16 protein-coding genes and 2 pseudogenes are annotated in these 21,380 nt (G+C 67.9%); 12 read left to right on the forward strand and 6 right to left on the reverse strand.

Going from position 1 to position 21,380, the window contains the following annotated elements:
• Nucleotides 1-27 precede the first annotated feature (27 nt).
• The gene (locus ABT381_RS07010) at nt 28-1,482 is read left to right on the forward strand and encodes an APC family permease (protein WP_351588901.1); all 1,455 of its coding nucleotides are present in this window, start codon (nt 28-30) and stop codon (nt 1,480-1,482) included.
• Between the two features lie 73 nt (nt 1,483-1,555).
• Here the strand turns inward: ABT381_RS07010 and ABT381_RS07015 are convergent, their stop codons facing one another.
• Nucleotides 1,556-2,911, reverse strand: coding sequence for an APC family permease (locus ABT381_RS07015; protein ID WP_502965698.1), 1,356 nt, complete (start codon nt 2,909-2,911; stop codon nt 1,556-1,558).
• Nucleotides 2,912-3,627: 716 nt separating this feature from the next.
• Between ABT381_RS07015 and ABT381_RS07020 the strand changes: the two genes are divergently transcribed.
• A complete protein-coding gene (locus ABT381_RS07020) occupies nt 3,628-4,821 on the forward strand; it encodes an NAD(P)/FAD-dependent oxidoreductase (RefSeq protein ID WP_351588907.1) in 1,194 nt (397 codons plus the stop codon).
• Entirely contained in the window at nt 4,818-5,735 is a 918-nt protein-coding gene (locus ABT381_RS07025; RefSeq protein ID WP_351588910.1) for an RNA polymerase sigma-70 factor, read from the forward strand. The genes ABT381_RS07020 and ABT381_RS07025 overlap by 4 nt, the downstream gene beginning before the upstream one ends.
• A 389-nt stretch (nt 5,736-6,124) precedes the next feature.
• Here the strand turns inward: ABT381_RS07025 and ABT381_RS07030 are convergent.
• Together ABT381_RS07030 and ABT381_RS07035 are read right to left on the reverse strand one after the other, a co-directional pair.
• A pseudogene (locus ABT381_RS07030) lies at nt 6,125-6,778 on the reverse strand (response regulator); the annotation flags it as partial.
• Nucleotides 6,775-7,902 (reverse strand): sensor histidine kinase, encoded by a 1,128-nt coding sequence (locus ABT381_RS07035; RefSeq protein WP_351588913.1) that lies wholly within the window; start codon nt 7,900-7,902, stop codon nt 6,775-6,777. The gene ABT381_RS07035 and the pseudogene ABT381_RS07030, both read right to left, overlap by 4 nt.
• A 79-nt stretch (nt 7,903-7,981) precedes the next feature.
• On the opposite strand from ABT381_RS07035, the gene ABT381_RS07040 reads away from it, so the two are divergent.
• From ABT381_RS07040 to ABT381_RS07050, 3 genes and pseudogenes are all read left to right on the forward strand, one after another.
• Nucleotides 7,982-8,248: a DUF6223 family protein gene (locus tag ABT381_RS07040; protein WP_351588916.1), complete on the forward strand. Its 267-nt coding sequence runs from the start codon at nt 7,982-7,984 to the stop codon at nt 8,246-8,248.
• Nucleotides 8,249-8,458: 210 nt separating this feature from the next.
• Nucleotides 8,459-9,301, forward strand: coding sequence for an alpha/beta fold hydrolase (locus tag ABT381_RS07045; RefSeq protein ID WP_351588919.1), 843 nt, complete (start codon nt 8,459-8,461; stop codon nt 9,299-9,301).
• Between the two features lie 87 nt (nt 9,302-9,388).
• A pseudogene (locus ABT381_RS07050) lies at nt 9,389-9,487 on the forward strand (IS5/IS1182 family transposase); the annotation flags it as partial.
• A 94-nt stretch (nt 9,488-9,581) separates the two neighbouring features.
• Here the strand turns inward: ABT381_RS07050 and ABT381_RS07055 are convergent.
• The 3 genes from ABT381_RS07055 to ABT381_RS07065 form a co-directional block, all read right to left on the reverse strand.
• Entirely contained in the window at nt 9,582-10,379 is a 798-nt protein-coding gene (locus ABT381_RS07055) for an SDR family NAD(P)-dependent oxidoreductase (protein WP_351588922.1), read from the reverse strand.
• A gap of 262 nt (nt 10,380-10,641) precedes the next feature.
• On the reverse strand, nt 10,642-11,454 hold the full coding sequence (locus ABT381_RS07060; protein ID WP_351588925.1) for an alpha/beta fold hydrolase: 813 nt from the start codon (nt 11,452-11,454) through the stop codon (nt 10,642-10,644).
• A 149-nt stretch (nt 11,455-11,603) separates the two neighbouring features.
• Nucleotides 11,604-12,839 (reverse strand): PucR family transcriptional regulator, encoded by a 1,236-nt coding sequence (locus ABT381_RS07065; RefSeq protein ID WP_351588928.1) that lies wholly within the window; start codon nt 12,837-12,839, stop codon nt 11,604-11,606.
• A gap of 146 nt (nt 12,840-12,985) precedes the next feature.
• Between ABT381_RS07065 and ABT381_RS07070 the strand changes: the two genes are divergently transcribed.
• The 6 genes from ABT381_RS07070 (at nt 12,986) to ABT381_RS07095 (ending at nt 21,359) form a co-directional block, all read left to right on the forward strand.
• On the forward strand, nt 12,986-14,161 hold the full coding sequence (locus ABT381_RS07070; protein ID WP_351588931.1) for a thiolase domain-containing protein: 1,176 nt from the start codon (nt 12,986-12,988) through the stop codon (nt 14,159-14,161).
• Entirely contained in the window at nt 14,158-15,786 is a 1,629-nt protein-coding gene (locus ABT381_RS07075; RefSeq protein WP_351588934.1) for an AMP-binding protein, read from the forward strand. The genes ABT381_RS07070 and ABT381_RS07075 overlap by 4 nt, the downstream gene beginning before the upstream one ends.
• 92 nt (nt 15,787-15,878) lie before the next feature.
• Nucleotides 15,879-16,715 (forward strand): PCC domain-containing protein, encoded by an 837-nt coding sequence (locus tag ABT381_RS07080; RefSeq protein ID WP_351588937.1) that lies wholly within the window; start codon nt 15,879-15,881, stop codon nt 16,713-16,715.
• A 41-nt stretch (nt 16,716-16,756) separates the two neighbouring features.
• Entirely contained in the window at nt 16,757-17,776 is a 1,020-nt protein-coding gene (locus tag ABT381_RS07085) for a 2-keto-3-deoxygluconate permease (protein ID WP_351588940.1), read from the forward strand.
• Complete coding sequence (locus ABT381_RS07090) at nt 17,773-20,592, forward strand: FAD-binding and (Fe-S)-binding domain-containing protein (protein WP_351588943.1); 2,820 nt, start codon at nt 17,773-17,775, stop codon at nt 20,590-20,592. The genes ABT381_RS07085 and ABT381_RS07090 overlap by 4 nt, the downstream gene beginning before the upstream one ends.
• The gene (locus tag ABT381_RS07095; RefSeq protein ID WP_351588946.1) at nt 20,592-21,359 is read left to right on the forward strand and encodes an SDR family NAD(P)-dependent oxidoreductase; all 768 of its coding nucleotides are present in this window, start codon (nt 20,592-20,594) and stop codon (nt 21,357-21,359) included. The genes ABT381_RS07090 and ABT381_RS07095 overlap by 1 nt, the downstream gene beginning before the upstream one ends.
• The last annotated feature ends 21 nt before the right edge of the window (nt 21,360-21,380 follow it).

The following is a 21,380-nucleotide window of genomic DNA, read 5'->3' on the forward strand; positions in this document are numbered from 1 at the left end:
GTTCGGCCCCGAGGAAGGAACCCGAGCATGACGATCGAACACCAGCAATCACCGGCTACGACAGCGGAGCAGTCAGGCGCTCCCCGGCTCAGCGGCAATCTCCGCACCGTCCAGCTCGTCCTCAGCGTCATGGCGTGGAACGCACCCTTGGTCATCGTCATGGGCGTGATCCCTGTGATGGTGGCCGTCGGCAACGGCGTCGGGACTCCCGTGGCCTTCATCGTGGCCGGGGCCGTCGTCGGTGCCTTCGCCGTCGGCTTCACCAGGATGGCGCGCGTACTCCCGAAGCCCGGCGCGTTCTACGCCTACATCACGGCCGGCCTCGGCAAGGAAGTCGGCCTGGGGGCAGGGCTGGTGACACTGCTCGGCTATTTCGCCGGGTACGCGGGCACCTTCGCCTTTGGCGGGGTCGTGCTCGGCTCGCTCGTGGAGCAGGTCCACGGCCCGAGCCTTCCGTGGCCCGTGTGGGCCTCCGTCTTCTGGGCCGGCGCCGCGGTCCTGGGCTACCTGCACATCGAACTCTCCGCGAAGGTGATGTCGGTGCTACTGCTCGGCGAGGTCGCGGTTGTCGTGGCTTACGACCTCGCGGTTGCGGCCCACACGGGAGGCAGCGGACTCTCGGCGGCGCCGTTCGCGCCTTCGCACTGGTTCGACGGCTCCTTCGGCCTCGCTCTGCTCTACGGCCTGGGAATGTACGGCGGCTTCGAGGTGACGGCCCTCTATCGGGACGAGGTCCGATCTCCGGAGCGCACCGTGCCCCGGGCGACCTTCGCCGTCATCGCGACCGCCATGGTGCTGTACGCGACGACATCCTGGGCCTTCGTCAACGCCATCGGCGCGGACAAGGCGGTGGCCGTTGTCACCGCCGCCCCAGAGGCGGCGATGACATCGAGCTTCGCAAGCGTCGGGAGCAGGATCCTGCTCGATGTCGCTACCGTGCTGGTGAACACCAGCACACTCGCCGTGCTGGTCGCCGGACACAACATCGTTTCCCGCTATCTGTTCAACCTCGCCGCCGACCGCATCCTGCCCCGGCAGCTCGGCGCCGTGCATCCGCGCCACCGCTCCCCTCACCGGGCTTCTGTGGTCGCCAGCCTCGCTGCGCTCGCCGTCAACGTGCCTGTCGTCATCCTCGGACTGGAACCACTCGGCTTCTACGCGGCGATGCTCGGCATTACCAGCTTTGTACTGATCCTCGCGATGTTCCTGACGAACTTGTCGGTCCCCGTGTACATGCGTCGGCACGGCAAGGGCCACGCCTCCATGTGGACGACGGTGCTGTGTCCCCTTCTGGCAGGTACCGGACTCGTGGCCGCGCTGATCCTGGCTGCAGTGAACTTCCCCCTCATGATTGCCGGTTCGACCGGTTTGGCGGTCACCTTGCTCCTCTTCCTGGCCGCTGTGTTCGGCTCCGGCATGCTGATCGCCCGGCGGTTCCGCCGGACACGGCCCGATGTCTACCAGCACATCGGCCGTCAGTAGTTCGTCCCGTTGAGGGGCTGCCCCACGCCATGTGTGGGGCAGCCCCTCAACGGGTTTCGGGAACGTCAGGTCGTCACTCCCTCCCGATGCGTCGGTAGACATCGGGCCGTGTACGGCGGTATCTCCTCGCCAAGACCACCCCGACAACGAACGGGATCACGATGAGGCCCATAAGGGCCGTCGACAGAAGCTCCGAACCGCCCGTGAGGACGGAGAAGTGGGTGAGAGTCAGCAACAGGGACACACCCAGGCCCAGACAGGCGATGGCCGGCAGGACGGCCCGGCGCAGCAGCGGAACGCGGCTGCCGGGCCGGTTCAAGTAGCGCACTACCGCACAACTGGTCAGAAGGAACACGATCGTTCCGCCCAGGGCTGCCATCCCGGTCGAGGCGCCGTAGAACTGGTGCGGGTCAACACGGGTGGCTACGACCACCCCGAACGCCACCAGAGAGAGTGCGCTGACCACAAGCGAGGCGACGTGGGGCGATCCGTGGCGCGGATGAGCCGCACTCAGCCGGCTCGGAAGGATGCCGTCCGCTCCGAGGTTGAAGGCGTAACGTGAGGTCACGTTGTGCGCGCACAACAGCACGGCGAAGGTGCTCGTGTTGACGAGCACGGTGCTCGCGTCCAGTACGAATGTCCCGGCGAATTGAGCGATGCTCCCGTTCATGGTCCCGATGGGGTCGGCCGTGACTTTGGCGACCGCGTCGTCGACTCCCACGGAACTGACGAGCAGCCAGGAAGTGACCGAGTAGAGCGCCGCGGCGCTCGCAATGACACCGAAGGTGGCCAACGGGATGGACCGTTGCGGGTTCTTCAGCTCGTCGCGGAGAAGAACGGACACTTCGAACCCCCCGAACAAGCCCATCGCGAACAGCAGCCCGATCGGGAGGGACCCGTCCATCAGGTGATGCGGGGACCACGGTTGCGTGGACAGCCGGCCGTGTCCGGCCCCATGCCACACGACGCCTATGTCGTAAGCGGCGACGACCAGCAACTCCAGGATCAGGACGCCTGTCAGAACCTTCGCCGACAGGTCGACGCGTAGGTACCCGAGCACGGCCGTGGCCGCCCAGAAGACCATCGACCACAGGGCCCACGGCAGGTCGGGGCCGCCGAGAGTGTCTGTGACGAGCGACTGCAGGACGATCCCGCCGAAGGCGACGGTGCCGACGGTGACGCAGAAGTACGCGACGAGCATGACCAGGCCGGCCCCGAGACCGCTGGTCTTGCCGAGGCCGACGGTGACAAAGGAGTAGAAGGCCCCGGGGCGCGGAAGCGTCTTCGACATCTGAATGAAGCCGTCTGCGAAGGCTGCGAGGATGATCCCGGCGAGGAGGAGCACCAGCGGTGTGCCGATGCCATTGCCGCTGGTCACCATCAGCGGGATGACCCCGACGACAACGACCAGCGGTGCGTTGTACGACATGACGCTGAAGAACAGCCCGAGGGTGCCGAGGTTTCCCTGCAGGCGTGGCGGTGAACTCTGAGTCGGTGAAGCCGTGGATACCACTGCTGTGTGCCTCATTTCCAGGGCAGATTGCGGCAGCTGCGCGCGTCGGCGGTCGCAGCTGGGGGAGTGGTGGTACGTCGAGCGGGACCGGGGTCAGGCGTTGGGCCCGACACCGGATGCCGCACGGAATCGGACCATGCTGTGGGGTGGTCACGGCCCCGGGAACCGAAGGGTGTAGGGAATCGCGCCGCCATCTTTCACGGTCTGTCGTATCGGCCGCAGTTGGGGTGCGAACACTGGCATTGCCCCGACCCCGCGGGTCAGCTGTCCCGCGCCGTCCGCAACCGCACCACCGGCGTTCTGTATGTACTGGTCGAGCCGTCGATCGGTCTACATCCCTCCACCGTGGACGGTCTCCTCGGCGTACCGGCCGACTCGTCCGCTATAGCGGCCCTGACCTTGGCTTACGCCCGGGTCAGGGCCGTTTTGCGGCGCGGCAGGTCCCGCGCCTGCCTGCGGATTCCCGGGGGTCCCGGAGGGATGTGCACGCGGGGTGCTGACGCCGCGCGCCCGCCCTCTCTCCGTAGTGTGATGTGGGTCACACCGACCCCATGTCACGAACGGAAGGACAGCTTGCGTCTGGTGGTCGTCCGCACGGCGGGAACGACCGACACGAAAGAGGCAGCAGAGCGATGGACACGACAGCAGCGCAGCAGCACGAGGTCCTGGTCCTGGGTGCCGGTTACGCTGGGCTCTCCGCCGCGATCCAGCTCGCGGCCCGCACCAGGAAGCGTGGTGACCTGCGAGTGACGCTGGTCAACCCGTACGACACCTTCACCGAGCGGCTCCGACTGCACATGACCGCCACCGGCCAGGAGACGGCCGAGATGAACATCCCGGAGCTGTTGGACGGCACCGGGGCCGGCTTCATCCGCGGCTGGGTCACCGCCGTGGACGCCGAGGCGAAGACCGTCCGGATCGACGATGACCGGGTCCTGCGCTACGACACCTTGGTCTACGGCCTGGGCAGCATCGCGGACACCGTCGCCGTTCCCGGCGTGGACGACCACGCCTACACCCTCAACAGCCAGGAGGACGCCGCCGTCCTTGCCGGCCGGCTGACCCGGCTCGACGGTGGGACCGTCGTGGTCGGCGGCAGCGGCCTCACCGGTGTCGAGGCCGCCGCGGAGATCGCCGAGCGGCACCCAGAGCTCCAGGTGGTGCTGCTGGGCCGGGGGGAGCCGGGGGCGAGCATGCACCCGAAGGCCAAGGCCTACCTGGACGCGGCGCTCGCCCGGCTCGGCGTGCGGGTACGCAGCGGCGTCGAGGTGGTCAAGGTGCTGCCGGACAGCGTCGAGCTCGCGGACGGCTCCAGCATCCCGGCAGCCGCGGTGCTGTGGACCAGCGGCACCCGTGTCTCGCCGCTGGCTGCCGCCGCGGGCCTGACCGTCGACGGGCGCGGCCGGGTGGTCACTGACAATGCGCTGCGCTCGGTCTCCCACCGGGATGTCTACGCCGTGGGTGACGCGGCGGCGATCCGTCAGGGCTACGGCGTGATGCACGGGACCTGCCAGGGCGGCATGCCCACCGGCGTGCACGCGGCTCTCTCGATCCTGCGAGTGCTGGCCGGCAAGGAGCCCAAGCCCTTCCGCTTCGGCTACTACCACACACCCGTCAGCCTGGGCCGGAACGACGCCGTCGTGCAGTTCACCCACCCCGACGACAGCCCGCGCCGGATCGTGCTGACCGGCAAGCGGGCCGCGAAGTACAAGGAGACGGTCACCGCAGCGCCGTGGCCGACCTTCGCCCGCATGAAGAAGATGCCCGCTTCGGGCGCCCTTTGGCCGCACGGCGGCCGCTACACCCGGACACGGAGCGCCAAGTGACCCAGCCGCAGCAGACCAGCCCCGACCAGCTCGCCTTCCAGCAGTACCGCACCCTGCTCTTCTCCGTCGCCTACCGCGTCCTCGGCTCCGCCGCCGACGCCGAGGACGCGGTCCAGGACGCCTGGCTCAAGTGGTCGGCGGCCGACCGTTCCCAGGTCGCCGACCCCAAGGCGTACCTGACCCGGATCGTCACCAACCTGGCGATGGAGCGGCTACGTTCGACCCGCCACCAGCGCGAGACCTACGTCGGGCCCTGGCTCCCCGAGCCGATCCTCACCGGCCCGGACACCGCCGACGGCGTCGCCAAGGCGGACTCGGTCTCCATGGCCCTGCTGGTCGTCCTGGAGACGCTGAGCCCCCTGGAGCGCGCGATCTTTGTGTTGAAGGAGGTCTTCGCCTTCAGCTACGCGGAGATCGCGGACGCGGTGGAACGCTCGGAGCCGGCGGTCCGGCAGGCCGCGCACCGGGCCCGCGAGCACGTCCAGGCCCGCCGGCCCCGTTTCACCGCGGACCGTGCCCGCCAACGCGACGTCACCGAGCGTTTCTTCGCGGCGGCGACGGGCGGCGACATCAACACCCTCATGGAGCTGCTCTCCCCGGACGTGACGCTGTGGACCGATGGCGGCGGCAAGGTCCGCCAGGCCCTCAAGCCGGTCATCGGCTTGGAGACCGTGGCCCATTGGTTCGCCGCGCTCGGCACCGTGACCTACCAGGGCATCGAGCCCGGGCAGATGCGGGCAGAGCTCTCCTGGATCAACGGCGGCCCGGGCGTGGTCTTCCGTAGCCCGGACCGCGTGATCGCCACGCTGACCTTCGACTTCGACCCGGAAGGCCGCATCTCGACCATCCACAACGTGGCCAACCCCGACAAGCTCCACGCCGTCGCCGACGGCACCCGGCACGAACTCTCCTGAGCCGCCCGATCGATATCGACACCCGCCGGAATCCCCGTGTGCGCCCGGGCCCGCTGCCCCAGCACGGGCCGCGCCCAGGGGGAAGCGGATCGGCAGGCTGTGGCCGTTCGTGATCCACTTCTGCTGATCGGCTTGCCTGCCTGGTCTGTTGCCACCGCGCGCCCGATAGTCCTGACCGCCGCCGAGCGGCACCGGTTGAAGAAGGCGGCCTGGGGCCACAAGACCGAGCACCGGGCCAGGGTGCGGGCGCAGATCGTGCCCCGGGCGGCTCGAGGCAGCAAGTTCCACCGGTACCCCGCAGGCCAGGCAGCCCATCGGGTTGTGGCGGAGGGCCGAGCGCGTTCAGTAAGAGGACTCGGCATGCACCCGGACCGTGGATGCCAGAAGCTGCGCGGGGCTACCAGGCCGGATTCGTACGCGAGGACCACGAGCTGGGCCCGGCCACGGGCATGGAGCTTGGCCATGGCCCGGTTGATGTGGGTCTTCGCCGTCATCGGGCTGATCACCATGCGGCCCGCGATCTCGTCGTTGGACAGGCCCTGCGCGACGAGAACGACAGCCTCGCGCTCGCGGCTGGTCAGCTCTTCCAGCCCCGTTCCGGTGCTGGGGGCGAGCGGCTGGGTGACGTACCTGTTGATCAGCTTGCGGGTGATCGACGGTGCCAGCAGGGCGTCACCGCGCGCCGCGACGCGTACGGCGTGCAGGAAGTCGTCCGGCACGATGTCCTTGACGAGGAATCCGGCGGCGCCGACGCGCAGCGCGTTGAAGACGTATTCGTCCAAGCCGTAGTTGGTCAGAATGACGACATGCACCCCGGCCAGGGCCGGGACAGCGGCGATGCGCCGGGTCGCCTCGATGCCGTCGACGACCGGCATCTGGATGTCGATGAGAGCGACGTCGGGCAGGTGCTCCCTGGCCAGCTCCAGGCCCTCCTTCCCGTCGGCGGCCTCGGCGACCACCTCGATGTCCTCTTCGAGGTCGAGGAGCGCGCGGAATCCGCTGCGAATAAGCGGCTGGTCGTCTACCAGCAGGACACGGATCATGACGTCTGGTCCACGGGAAGTTCGGCCTGGACGGTGAAGCCGCCCTCGCCGCGCGGTTCCGCCCGCAGCCGGCCGCCGAGGGCGGTGACGCGTTCGCGCATGCCGAGCAGCCCGAGGCCGGGCGTCGGGGCGGTGTCCGGCGCGGCCTTGCCGTCGTCGTCGATGCGTATGGCGACGGCGTCCGGACGGCAGTCGATCCGGACCGACGCCGTGGCGGCGTCCGCGTGACGGGCGATGTTGGTGAGCGACTCCTGAACGATCCGGTAGACGGTCCGGTCCACTGCGGCCGGCACGTCGTGTCGTCGCCCCTCGATCGTCAGCGTCGCGTCCAGGCCGATGGTACGGACGCGTTCCACCAGTTCCGGGACGTCGTCGAGCCCACGCGGCGGCGTCCTGTCGTCATCGCGCAGCGCCTCCAGCGTCGCGCGTAGCTCCCGGGCCGCCTCACGTCCGGCCTCCTGGATCGCCAGCAGGGCCGGCGGCACCTCCTCGCCACGCCTGCGGGCCACGTGGACGGCGACTTCGGCCTGCACCTTGATGATCGAGATCTGATGGGTGAGCGAATCGTGCAGCTCCCGCGCGATGCGCAGCCGCTCCTCATTCGCGCGGCGCCGCGCGGTCTCCTCCCTGGTGCGCTCGGCTTCGTCCGCCCGCCGCTCGGCCTGCCACAGCGCTTCACCCGCGGCGCCGGCCGCGATCAGCCAGGCCACCTCGAGGGCGCCTCTGGCCTGCGCGAATGCCTCGCCCGTGTCGTGCAGGCCCGAGGCCAGAGCCGCGAGCGGGAGAACGGCCGGCACGGTCACGCTCGCCGCCATTGTGACAGTGCGGTGTCCCGCCCGCACGGCCGCGTAGACGGCGAAAAGGTACGCGACAGCAGGTACGTCAAAACCGGCCGCCTGGTAACCCACCGCGCACAGCCCGGTGATGGCCAGGACGGGAACCGGGGCCCGGCGGCGTGCAGCCAGCGCCAGACCTCCGGCCGCCAGTAGCGCGTACCCGAGCAGGTCGAGGCCCGTGGCGGAATGGTGCCCGGACAGCCCGGTGACCAGCAGCGTCGCCGCCACACCGACGGCGATCACCCAGTCCATGACACGGGCCCGGACAGGGGGCCGTCCTGTATTCATGCGCGCACCCCAGCCGGATGTGCGCGCGGGCGAATCCCGCGCGCGCGTGATCGGCCGACTACCGCACACGCGAGGTGTCGTGCTTGCCGAACCCGCGGCCGCGCATGCCTCGGTCCAGTCGGCCGCCACCACCGTTTACGGCCCGACCCCCGACCGAATCCGGGCCTCCGCTGCCGCGCTGCTGGCGCTGACCGGCGTGGTCATCGGCGGGCTGGCTGTGGCCCGCTCCACCGGGCGCATCGGCACCGGCAACGGGATCGCCGCTGGCTACATCGCCCTGGCGCTGGGGCTGATCGCCACGGTCCTCGGCGGGATGGCTCTGGCCCGCTCCCGCCGCAGCGGCTGACCGCTGCGGATGGGAGCGCGCTTCGGGGCGGCCTGAGGAACGATCAGATGCAGCCGCGTACCGGTGCTGCCGAAACTCATGAACTTTTCGACTCGCTGACGGAGGCCGGCTGCCGCGGCGCGGCTGCGGGCCTGACGCTGGAGGGTCTTGATAGAAATCTGTGTGGCGGCGCGCGGGACCCGTCGCCCTTCCCCTCCGAGGAGGCACGGCATGCCACAGGTGCGCGCCGACGGTGTGAATCTCTACTACGAGGTTGTAGGTGAAGGCGAACCGCTCGTACTCGTCCACGGCTCGTGGAACGACCACAGGAGCTGGCAGCCCGCGATCGAAGCCGACCTTCGTGCGTCCTTCACCGTGATCACGTACGACCGCCGCGGCCATGGCCAGAGCGAAAAGGTGCCGGGCCAGGGCACCCGAAGGCAGGACGAGGACGACCTTGCGGCGCTGATCGAACGGCTCGGGCACGCCCCCGCGCACGTCGCCGGAAGTTCTTTCGGCGCGTCGATCGTTCTCGGCCTGGCCGCACGCCGGCCCGAGCTGTTTCGCAGCATCACGGTCCACGAGCCCCCGCTGGTGGGAGTGGTGGCCGACGACCCGGACTCCCTGGCACAGCTGCAGCCGACGATGGCCTCCGTCGACGCAGCGATGGACCACCTTCGCAAGGATGAGGACGAGCAGGGCGCACGCCTGTTCGTGGAGGAGGTAGCCCTGGGCCCTGGCATGTGGGACCAGCTGCCTGCTCCCCTGCGTGAGACGTTCGTGACCCATGCCCAGACATGGCTGGACGAACAGACCGACCCGTCCTGGGCAGTACTGGACCTCGACAGGCTCTCCGCCTGCACCATGCCCGTACTGCTGAGCCGCGGCAGCGCGAGCCCCACTTGGTTCTCGACGGTCCTCGAACGGCTGGCCGCAGTCATGCCGCAAGCACAGCGCCAGACCTTCGAGGGCGCGGGCCACATCCCGCACGTCACGCACCCACAGGAGTACACGACCGTCCTCACCGGGTTCATCCGGGCAGCAGGAGCCGACGGACCCCCGCCCGCCCAGTGACCCACCGCCCGCTGCACGGTGGATGAGGCCACCAGTGAGCCCTGAGAACTACTACCGCTGTTCGACCAACCCGTCGATGCGACCACGGTGATTTCCGACGACGGCTACCGTGGCACCGGCCTGGTCATCCCGCACCGCCGCGAATGCGGCCAGACCGAACTGCCCGCCTGGAAGGAGGAACGCTCTTGTGTCGTGATCCGCACCGGGCGTCAACTGGAATGGGCGTCGGCTGGCCCAGGGGGGCGAGCGGGCGCCGCGACTGCGGACGCATGCCAAGAGGTCAGTCGCTGAGTATCCCCGCGGCCATGTAGCCGCCGTCGACCGGGATCGTGTGACCGGTGATGAAGCTGGCCGCATCCGAGCAGAGAAACACGATCGCTGCGGCGATCTCCTCCGGACTTCCGTAGCGGGCCATGGGAATCATCCGGGTGTAGGACTCCCGGGTGGCGTCACTGTGCGACTCCTGGGCGAGCCCAGTCGCGATGGGTCCGGGGGCGACCGCGTTGACCGTGATCCCCCGCGGTGCGAGTTCGACAGCGAGCTGGCGGGTCAGTCCGGTGAGTGCGGCTTTCGAGCTTCCGTATGCCGTACGGCCGTATCCGGCGCGCAGCCCACTCACCGAGGTCGTGTTCACGACGCGCCCCCAGCCTCGTTCGGCCATCAGGGGCGCACCGCGTCGAGACATGAGCAGCGCGCCGGTGACATTCACCGCGAAGGTTCGCTCCCAGGTCCGCATGTCGAGGCTGTCGAGGGCCTGGATCGAGGCGATCCCTGCGTTGTTCACCAACACATCGCATCGGCCGGTGCTGACAGCGATCTCGTCGAAGAAGGTGTCGACCGCGTCGGGGGAGGAGACGTCCAGGTGCATGGCCTCGGCGGCTCCGCCCGCCGACCGCAACTCGTCGACGAACTGCTCGGCTGCCTGCTTGTCGAGGTCAGCGACGATCGTTGTGTGACCTTCTTGAAGACACAAGCTGCGGGCAGTGGCAGCGCCGATACCGTTTGCGCCCCCGGTCACGACGGCGACGCGACCGGATGACGGGATGGAAGTTCTGTCGACATGTGCTGCAGATGCCATGGTGACTCCAGTGTCGTGGGATCGACAGACGGGCTACGACTCGCGCCGATCAGGCCAGAGGGAAACGCTGCCGGTGCAGTGGGAGGGACATGCCGGCGGCGTAGACGATCAAAGCCTGCGAGGCCGGCACGACGATCTCCACCTCTGTGCGTCGAGACCCCGGAGACGACCGTTATCCATCTGCTGAAAGCTGCTGCTCGGCTGCGGTACGGAGTCCCGTGGAGCAGCGCGCGTCAGCACCGATCGGGTCAGGCCGGGCCGGCTAGGGAGTGCTCTTCAAGAACTGGAGCAGCTGCTTGTTGAACAGCGCCGCTTCGTTCATGTGTGGCTCGTGGCCGCTGTTCTCGAAGATCGAATAGCTGCCGTGCTGGACGTGCTGAGCGAACCATTCCATGCCTTCGGCGTGGTAGTACGGATTGTGGCGGCCTGTCACTACCCAGGTCGGTATGTCGATCCGGGACAGCACATCTCGCCAGTCCGCTGCAAAATGATCCATCAAGAGCTCGGTGACCTGCTCGTGCGGGAAGCTGTCATGGTGATGCCTCAACTTGGCCAGTTCGACAGCGACATGTTCCGGCACGGCCGGCTCCCGGTCGGGCTCGCCCCAGGGCTGACGGAAGTTTGCCTGCTCCCATGCCAGGGGCCACTCGACGCCGAACACCCCCCACTTCCAGCCGTCATCATTGATGATCTTCGGTGATTGGTCGATGGCCACGAAGCGGCTCACATTGTGCGTGCCATAGAGGCTGAAGAGGGCCAGCGATACAGACACCCCCATCGAGTGGCCGATCAAGGCGACATCGGTCAACCGCAGCCCGTCCATCAGGTCGCGCAGATCCATGCCGTGCCGCGACATCCGTTGACCGAAGGCGACCCGATCGGAATCGCCGTGGCCGCGTTGATCGATGTTGATGACGCGGTAGCCGGCGTCGAGCAGGGCGCGCCGCTGGAAGGGCCAGTAGCCGCGGTTCGCGGAGTATCCGTGGACGAGCAGGACCGGCGCGCCGGTTCCCTCATCGTCGTAACACAGCTTCACGCCGTCGGAAGTGGTGAACATCAAGCCGGTTCCGCTCATGGCTTCGCCTCGCGTTCTGTTTGTCCAGGTACGAGTGGGTGGGCGACGGCCACGATGTCGGCACGGGACCCACTACTGGTCCCGAGAAAGCATGCGAATCCGAGAAAGGGGGCCGATACCTCTGGTTGCTGCGATCTCAGGCGCGAGTTTCATTCATCCGTCGAAAACTGCAGCTCCGATGTGGAAATGTCCCGAAGCCGCAGCTGCAGGTGGAGCGCGAGGCGGTCGGTTCCGGAGTCAAGGTCCATGCCTGTGATCTCCTGGATCTGTTTGAGTCTGTAGTAGAGCGAAGTCCGGTGCAGGTTCAGGACTTTGGCCGCCCGAGGCACGTTGCCTGCCTCATCGAGGTACACGGTGAGGGTCTCGCGCAGTTTGAAGCCGGTCTCGTGGGCCTCGATCGCCTGGAGGGCCTGTTCGGCCCGCGTACCGGCCGGGAGTTCGTCCGAGATGCACAGCAGCGGAGCGTATTCGCCGAGATCGTCCCAGACACCGATGCCGTTCGTCCGTTCCAGGCATCGCGCAGCCCGCAGCGCGACGCGCGCCTGGCGACGGGAGAGGAACGCTTCCGTCGTACCGGCCACCGCTGAACCGATACCGACGACACAGTGTGCGCTGGCGCCAAGGACACGCAAGAGGGTGTCGCGCAGTCGACGTCCCTGGTCATGGAGCTGGTCGGGGTCCGGCGGGGACAGCCACTGCTGGACGAATTCCGCCCGTTGACCGCTCACTGTGCCCAAGCCTCGGATCTTACTTGCGGATTCAATCTGTCCTTGTGCGGCACGCAGCGCCAACTCGAGCTGAGCTTCGCTGTGCAGCGGGCTGGATACCTCTACGAGACTCACCACCACATGCGGTCGGTCCCTGAATCCCCAGAGGCTCAGCTGTTCCGCGGCCGACTCCCGGTCGGCGGCGGACGTGGAGAGAAGCCGCCTGACGGCGCTCGCCCGTTCGTCGCGGTGGTGATCGGTGGCCATGACGGAAAGCTGCGCGGCGAGCGCGGCCGCTGTCGCCTCGATGTCCCGGACCTCGGACGGAGCCAAGCTCTCATCGGCATCGATCACCATGAGCATGCCCAGGAACTCTCCTCGCGCACGCAGCGGTGCACAGAACCGAGGCAGCAGTTCCAGTCCGGGCTCGGCCGGAATACGGCCCGGTTTCGGCCAGCGCTCCACGCCGAGGCCCAGGACGTACCTCACCACATCCGGGCCTGCTTCGTGCTGCAGGACAGCGCGCACCCGGGCTGGATCCTCGTCGTTGAAGTGCCGACTTGCATACAGCTGTCGCACCAGTGGGTCGTCGACCACCACGGAACGCCCCAGTCGCTCCGCCAACTCATCGACGATCAACCGGATCGCTGCCGACCCTTGGCTCCATAGCCCTGTCATAGCCACCTCCACCTGCCATTTTCTACAAATCGATGATGCTCGGGGGCAATGTTGCCTCCGTCCGTCGCTTTCCTGGGCGCTCGCCGGGCCACACCATCGACGACACCGCACCCACGCACTCGCGACGAGGTTTCTGGAGGTCGACGATGACATCCTCTCCACAGTTGATCGGCTGGGCCCATACGCCCTTCGGGCGCTCTTTGGCACCCGATGTCGAGGCCCTGATGAGCGAGGTCGCCTCTGCGGCTGTGGCTGATGCCGGTCTCAGCGCTGATGACATCGAATACATCACGGTCGGAGTGTTTGGCTCCGGCTTCTCGCAGCAGACCTTCGAGGCGGCGCTCGTGGGCTCGGCGACCCCGGAGCTGGCCAAGACCGCGGCGATTCGGACTGAGAACGCGTGTGCGACCGGCAGTGCGGCTCTGTTCACCGCGCTCGACGCTGTCCAGTCCGGGAGGGCGCGGGTGGCTCTGGTGATCGGAGCCGAGAAGATGACCGCAGTCAGCAGTGCTGAAGCGGGTGCGGTACTGCTCGGGGGGTGCCACCTGCTGAGCGAGGCCGTCTATGGCAGCTTTCCCGGGATCTTCGCTGAGCTCACCCGTCGCTACGCCGAGCGTTATGGCGACCCGCGGCAGGCGCTTGCACAGATCGCCGCGAAGAACCACCGCAACGGTGTCGACAATCCTTATGCACACGTGCGCAAGGACCTCGGCGTCGAGTTCTGCTCCGTCGCATCTGACCGGAACCCCGTGGTCACCGATCCGTTGCTGCGCACCGACTGCTCGATGATCTCCGACGGTGCGGCTGCCCTGATCGTTGCGGCACCTGATGTCGCACGCACTGCCCGCCGATCGGTCGGATGGCTGGGCCGAGCGCAAGCCAATGATCACATGGCGATCGACGCCCGCGCCGATGCACTCGAGTTCGACGGTGCGCGTCGCGCGTTCCGGACGGCCATGGCCCAGGCGGGTACCGAGCTGTCCGACCTGGGCTTGTTGGAGACCCACGACTGCTTCACCGCCGCGGAGCTCCTGCAGTACGAGGCCTTCGGTCTCGCGGAACCGGGCAAGGGCGCGGCGGTGCTGGCGGAGGGGACCACCCAGCGCGACGGAGCACTTCCGGTGAACGTCTCGGGCGGACTGAAGGCCAAGGGGCACCCGATCGGTGCCACCGGAGTGTCCCAGCACGTCATGGCGGCAATGCAGCTCGTCGGAGAAGCCGGAGCCATGCAGCTGCCGCGTATTGATCGGGCAGCGGTATTCAACATGGGCGGAGCCGCCGTCGCCAACTACGCATCGGTCCTGGAGGCGACGAAGCGATGACCAACGCAGCGCATTCCGCGCCTGTGAGGCGCGCTGTCAACCTGGCGACCCTGCTCACCCAGACGGCGCGGCGGCTGCCGGACGCCACCGCATTTGTGCACGGGGAGCGTCGATGGACGTGGAGTCAACTCGACGCCGGGGCATCGGCACTGGCGCACGAGATGGCGGCACGAGGCATCCGAGCCGGCGACTGCGTGCTCGTGCACAGCGCCAACCACGTCGAGCTCGTACAAACCATGTTCGCGACCTGGCGGTTGGGGGCGGTGCTGGCACCGACCAACAGTCGACTCACCCCTTCGGACATCGTGGTGATCGCCCAGGCCTGCAAGCCGGCTCTCATGGTGTGTCACAGCAGCCAGCCACGGCATGCCGAGGCAGTGGCCAAGGCCGTGGACACACTACGTGGCAGCCCGCTGTGGATTGACGCGAACGGCCCGGACGCCGTTGGCCACTTGGCCCCATTGAGCGGAGACTGCCGCGTGGAGCCGCTCGCGGACATGGCTGTCGCCCAGTCCAGCCCGGCCTGGTACTTCTTTACCTCCGGAACGAGCGGCAGCCCGAAGACAGCGATCCTCACCCATGATCAGCTGGGGTTCGTGGTCACCAACCACATTGCCGACCTGATGCCAGGGCTCGAGGCGGCAGACGCGTCGTTGGTCCTGGCACCGCTGTCCCACGGCGCGGGCATCCATCTGCTGCCCCAGGTCGCAAGGGGCGTCCGCTCTGTGTTGCCCACCTCCCCAGGGCTCGACGCCGCCGAGGTGTGGCACCTGGTCGAAACCGAACGCATCACCAACCTCTTCACCGTGCCGACGATCCTCAAGAGAATCGCCGAGCATCCGGACGCGGCCAGCCGGGATCACCGGAGTCTCCGCCAAGTGATCTACGCGGGCGCGCCCATGTACGCGGCCGACCAGGACCATGCCCGGGCAGTCCTGGGCGATGTGCTGGTTCAGTACTACGGCCTTGGCGAAGTCACCGGCAACATCACTGTCCTTCCCCCTCACGAACATGACCGCCCTCGCCCGGACGGCGTCCAGTTCGGCACGTGTGGCAGGCCTCGGACCGGGATGCAGATCGCGATCCGAGACGCGGACGGGTGTGAGGTCCCGGCAGGCACGACAGGTGAGATCTGTGTCGCCGGGCCCGCGGTCTGTTACGGATACCTGGACAACCCCGCAGCGAACGCTGCCGCGTTCAGGGATGGGTGGTTCCACACGGGGGACCTCGGAATGGTCGATGACGAGGGATACCTCTACATCACCGGACGGGCCTCGGACATGTACATCTCGGGTGGATCGAACGTGCACCCACGGGACATCGAGGAGAAGCTTGTCGCTCACCCAGGGGTGGCCGAGGTCGCGGTGCTCGGTATGCCGCATCCCCTCTGGGGCGAAGTCGGTGTCGCGGTCTGGGTCGCGGACAGCGCTCACCATGTGCCCGTGGACAGCGAGGCGCTTTCGGCCTGGCTGGAGCCGCAAGTAGCGCGGTACAAGCTGCCGAAGCACTTCCTGCAGTGGGAGGAGATACCCAAGTCCGGGTATGGCAAGATCGTCAAACGGGCCATCAGGGAGAAGCTGCTCGCGGCCGGTTGGGCCGACGGTGAACCCGGGGCCGCTTCGTGAACACGTCTTCGCAGGCCGTACCGATGGTTCACCCCGGCACGCGATCACTTCGCCGGGTCGTTACGGTCACCACCCGCTCGATACCAAGCACTGTGCTGTTGCCGCCTCGCGTACGGCTGATCGACGCCCTGGCGGACGCCGCGCATCGACTCGGTGTGGATTCCGCGCAGGTAGAGCTCCTCAGCGGAACCTTGGGACCGGTGCATTACTGCATCCCGGCCGAATGCCCCGATGGGAGCAAGGCGGTCGGTTTCAGCGCCACTCGCACCTCGAGCGGCCCGGTCAGTGTGCTGGCCGCATCGGCCACGTTGGGGAGACGCGACGGTGCCCCTTTCATGCATTGCCACGCGGCCTGGCTCAACGCCGACGGCGTCGTACGGGCCGGGCACCTCTGGCCCGAAACCACGGTCGGTCAGGTTCCGCCGCATGCGGTGATCCACCCACTGCCCGGTGTGCACAACCGCAATGCCGACGATCCGGAGACCCTGCTGCCGGTCTTCACCCCGCACCGTGGCACGGCGCAGACGCCCACTTCCGGGCGGCGCGTGGCGATGAGTCGACTGTTGCCCGGCGAGGACGTGCGTGCGGCCGCCGACGCGATCTGCGTCGAGGCGGGCTTCCGACGGGCCGTCATTCGAGCCAGCGTCGGCAGTCTCGTGGGGCCGACGTTCCGACGAAGTGACCGTCTGTATCCAGCTGTTGGCGCGGAACCCGTCACGGTTGTCGGAGGGCCCTGCACCGAAGTCATGGCTCTGTTCGGTGAAGCGGGCCCGGACGTCGACTCCGACGCGCCTCTCCACGCCATCGCGGTGGACTCCGACGGCGCGGTGCACGGCGGAGTCGTGGACACCGCCAACAGCCCCGTGGCCGTCACCGTCGAAGTCCTGGTCATCGAGGATGCCCCCCGCCCAGGGGCCGCCCGCCCCTGACCGTCCACCCCCTGGATGCAACGACGCTTACAGGAGCCCCCGTGAACACCCTGAAGTTCCTCAACAAAGTCCCCGGCGGCATGCTGCTCTGCCCGCTGCTCATCGGAGCCGTCATCCATACCGCGGCTCCCCACGCCGGAACGTACTTCGGGTCGTTCACCGGCGGCTTCTTCACCGGCCTCTCCCCGCTGCTGGCCGTGTTCTTCGTCTGCCTCGGCGCGACGCTCGACCTGAAGGGGACCCCGTACATCCTGCGCAAGGGCGGTGTGCTCCTCGGCACGAAGGTCGCCTTCGCGCTGCTGGTCGGGGCCGTCGCCGGGCACTTGCTGGGCGAAGACACCGTCTCGGGCGGGCTGTTGGGAGGCCTTTCGACCCTGGCGATCGTCGCCGCGCTCAATGACACCAACGGCGGTATCTACGTATCGCTCATGGGCCAGTACGGCAACAAGCGGGACGCCGGCGCGTACTCCCTGATGTCCGTCGAATCAGGGCCCTTCCTCACCATGGTCACGCTCGGTGTCGTGGGGCTCTCGGCCTTCCCCTGGCAGGCACTCCTCGGCGCCATCATCCCCCTGATCCTCGGGTTCGTCCTCGGGAACCTCGACAAGAACCTGCGCGCCTTCCTAGCCCCACTGGTGCCCGGCCTGGTCCCGTTCCTCGGTCTTGCCCTCGGACTCACCATCGACCTGCGGGTCGTGGCCTCCGCCGGCCTGGTCGGCCTCGTCCTCGGCCTCTTCGTGGTGTTCGTCGGCGGTGGTGTGCTGCTGCTCGCCGACAAACTCACCGGAGGCAACGGCGTCGCGGGAATCGCCGCGGCCACGACAGCGGGCAACGCGGCGATCGTTCCGGCAGCCGTGGCGGAGGCCAACCCGGCCTATGCCCACGCGGCGGGCACCGCGACGGTCATCGTCTCCGCGTCCGTGGTCGTCACCGCCATCCTCTGCCCCCTCGCCACCGCCTTCTGGGCGCGCCATGTGAGCCGTCACGAGAGCGCCCAGATCATGCCGACCAGCGACGACAGCCAGAGCAACGAACAGAGCCCGGAGACGGCACACTCATGAACACCACCCCCGGCAAGCACGTGGCCAGGACCGAGCCCGACGTCAGTGTCCGGGCACTTGACCGGCTCGCTCGCGCGCACGACGCTTCGCACTTCGCACGCACCCCACAGGCTGTCGCCACGGTTCGCGACGCGAGCGAGGTTGCGCGTCTGTTCACCACCGCTGCTACTGCAGGGCTGCCGATCACCTTCCGCTCCGGCGGCACAAGCCTGTCGGGACAGGCGGTGACCGACGGGCTCCTTGTCGACACGCGGAGGCACTTTCGGCACATCGAGATTCTGGACGCCGGCGCCCGCGTGAAGGTGGGCCCGGGGGCCACCGTCCGGCAGGTGAACACCCGGCTGGCGCGGTACGGCCGGGTACTCGGTCCCGATCCCGCCAGCGAGGTGGCTTGCACGCTCGGCGGTGTGGTGGCCAACAACTCCAGCGGCATGTCATGTGGGACCGCGGCCAACAGCTACGCGCTGCTCGAGTCACTCGAACTGGTACTGCCCTCAGGCACTGTGCTGGACACGGGCGACCGCGACGCCGACGAGCGACTACGCCATCTCGAACCCGCACTGTGGAGAGGGCTGGCCCGGCTGCGCGACCGGGTGCGCGACAACCCTGAATCCCGAGCCCGTATCGAGCGACTGTTCGCCCTGAAGAACACCATGGGGTACGGACTCAACGCCTTCCTCGACCATGACCGCCCCGTCGACCTGCTGACACGACTGATCGTCGGCAGCGAGGGCACGCTGGCATTCATCGCATCGATCACCATGCGCACCGTGCCGGTGGCCTCCGAAGCTCGCACCGGATTGTTGGTGTTCGCCGATCTCGCCGCTGCGAACCGGGCCCTGCCCGCGCTGGTGGATACCGGGCCGGCCGCCATCGAACTGCTCGATTCCACCTCGCTCCGCGTCGGGCAGGGCGAAGCCGTCGCCATCCCGTCACTGCGCGATCTGGACGTACGAGAGCACGCCGCCCTGCTGGTCGAATACCGCGAGGAGACTGCCACCGCGGTGGAAGAGCTGACCCGCTCCGCTTCAGCTGTGCTGCAGGAGGTACCGCTGGAAGGGCCCCGCAAGATCACGGCGGACCACACCACCAGGGCGGCGCTCTGGCAATTGCGCAAGGGGCTGTACGCAAAGGTCGCGGACGCCCGCCCGGCCGGAACTGCCGCCTTGCTGGAGGACATTGCCGTCCCGCTGCCGGAGTTGCTTCCGACGTGCCAGGAGCTGACCGCACTGTTTGCCAAACACGGCTATGACCACAGCGTCATCTTCGGGCACGCCAAGGACGGCAACATCCACTTCATGCTCACCGAACGTCTGGGCGAGGGCTCAGGTCGTGACCGCTTCGGCCGCTTCACCGATGACATGGTGGACCTGGTCCTGGGCCGCGGAGGCACCTTGAAGGCCGAGCACGGGACCGGCCGGATGATGACGCCTTTCGTCCGCCGGCAATACGGGGACGAGTTGTACGCGGTGATGCAGGAGATCAAGCAACTGTGCGACCCGCGCGGCCTGCTCAATCCCGGTGTGATCCTCGACGACGACCCGCAGGCGCACCTCGCAGACCTCAAGACTTCTCCAGTGGTGGAGGAAGAGGTGGACCGATGCGTCGAATGTGGCTTCTGCGAGCCGGCCTGCCCCAGTCGGGACCTCACGATCACGCCGCGACAGCGGATCGTGCTGCGCCGCGAGATCGAACGGGCCCGGCAGTCCGGGGACACCGCGCTGCTTGCCGAGCTGGAGATCGACTACGCCTACGCCGGTGTGGACACCTGCGCAGTCGACGGCATGTGTCAGACCGCCTGCCCGGTCCGGATCAATACGGGAGACCTCGTCCGGCGGTTGCGCGCAGAACGCCCCCAACGCGTGGCCGCAGCCGGCTGGACCGCCGCTGCCAAGCACTGGGGAGCTGCCGCCCGAGTCGCCGGAGTGGCACTCGATGTGGCACACCTGTTGCCGGCCCGTGCCGTCGAAGGTGCCGCGGTCCTCACTCGGCGGGTACTCAACCCGGACGTTGTGCCCAAGTGGAGCGCTGACCTGCCGGGCTCTGGAGGAGGACGAGTTCCCCGATCCTTGCCGAAGGGTCAGCCGGACGCCGTGCTGTTCAGCTCCTGCACCGGCACGATGTTCGGGCCCACCCAGCCCGACGGGACGGGCGCCGCCGAGGCCTTCGCCCGGCTCTGTGCGCGCGCAGGCGTTCGCCTCGCGGTGCCCGACCGGCTGCCGTCGTTGTGCTGCGGCACTCCCTGGAAATCGAAGGGCTACGGGGACGGCTTTGCCGCAATGGCTGAGCGGGTGCTCCCCGCGCTCCTGGACGCAACGGACGGTGGCAGGTTGCCCGTTGTATGCGACGCGGCTTCCTGCACCGAGGGATTGCACCACATGCTGGAGAGCGCCCACTCGCGCTACCAGGCGATCCGTGTGCTGGACGCCGTGGAATTCACCGCAGATCACCTGCTCGACAAACTCACGGTCACCCGGTTCGACAGCCTGGCGCTCCGCCCCACCTGCTCCGCACAGCGGATGGGGCTCACGCCGACGCTGCACCGGGTCGCCGAAGCGATCGCCGAACGGGTCACCGTGCCCGATGACTGGGGCTGCTGCGGCTTCGCGGGCGACCGAGGCCTGTTGCACCCCGAACTCACCGCCGCGGCCACCGCTCCCCAGGCCGCACAGCTGGCCGGGGGAGACTTCAGCGCCTTCGCCTCGTGCAACCGCACCTGCGAGCTCGGCATGGCACGCGCCACCGGTCAGCCGTACGTCCACATCCTCGAGCTGCTCGAACGCGCAGCAAAAACCGATCAGTTGGGTGACACCTGATGGACTTTACCGAGAAAACGGCGTCGGGGCGGCGTAGCGCCATCGTCACCGGTGCGGCGCACGGGATAGGCCTCGCGATCACCGAACGCCTCGCTGCGTCAGGCACTCAGGTCGTCCTCTCGGACCTGGACGAGGCCGCTGGAGAAGCCGCGGCGAAATCCCTCCGGGAAAGGGGGTACAGCGCCGTGTTCCACCGTGCGGACGTATCGGATGCAGCAGAGGTGACGGCCTTGGTGGGCGCGGCTGAGGACGCGTTCGGCAAGGTCGACATCTTGGTCAACAACGCGGGAGTGATCTCCACCGGCGATCTGGACAGCGTCAGTGTCGAGCAGTGGAACAAGGTGCTCGCCGTCGACCTCACAGCAGTGTTCCTGACGACGAAGTCCGTATCCGGTGGCATGCGTGACAGGGGATGGGGCCGGATAGTCAACGTTGCCTCCGTGGCCGCTCAGGTCGGTGGTGGGCTACTGGGCAACTCTGTTTACGCGGCCGCCAAGGGAGGCGTTCTGTCCCTGACCAAGGGAACGGCGAGGGAACTGGCCCGCCATGGTGTTACCTGTAATGCGGTGTGCCCCTCGCTGACGGAAACGCCCATGACGGCGGGTATGCCTGCGGAACGACGAGAAGCGATCCTTTCCGCGATCCCCGTTGCTCGCGGAGCGCAACCCGACGAAATTGCCGCAGCAGTGGAGTTCTTGGCCTCGGACGATGCGGCGTTCATCACTGGTGCCACGTTGAATGTGGACGGCGGCCTGGTGCGCGCGTGAGCAGCAGCTGTTGCCAACGAA

Source organism: Streptomyces sp. NPDC000151 (assembly GCF_040301705.1).
Taxonomy (GTDB): Bacteria; Actinomycetota; Actinomycetes; order Streptomycetales; family Streptomycetaceae; genus Streptomyces.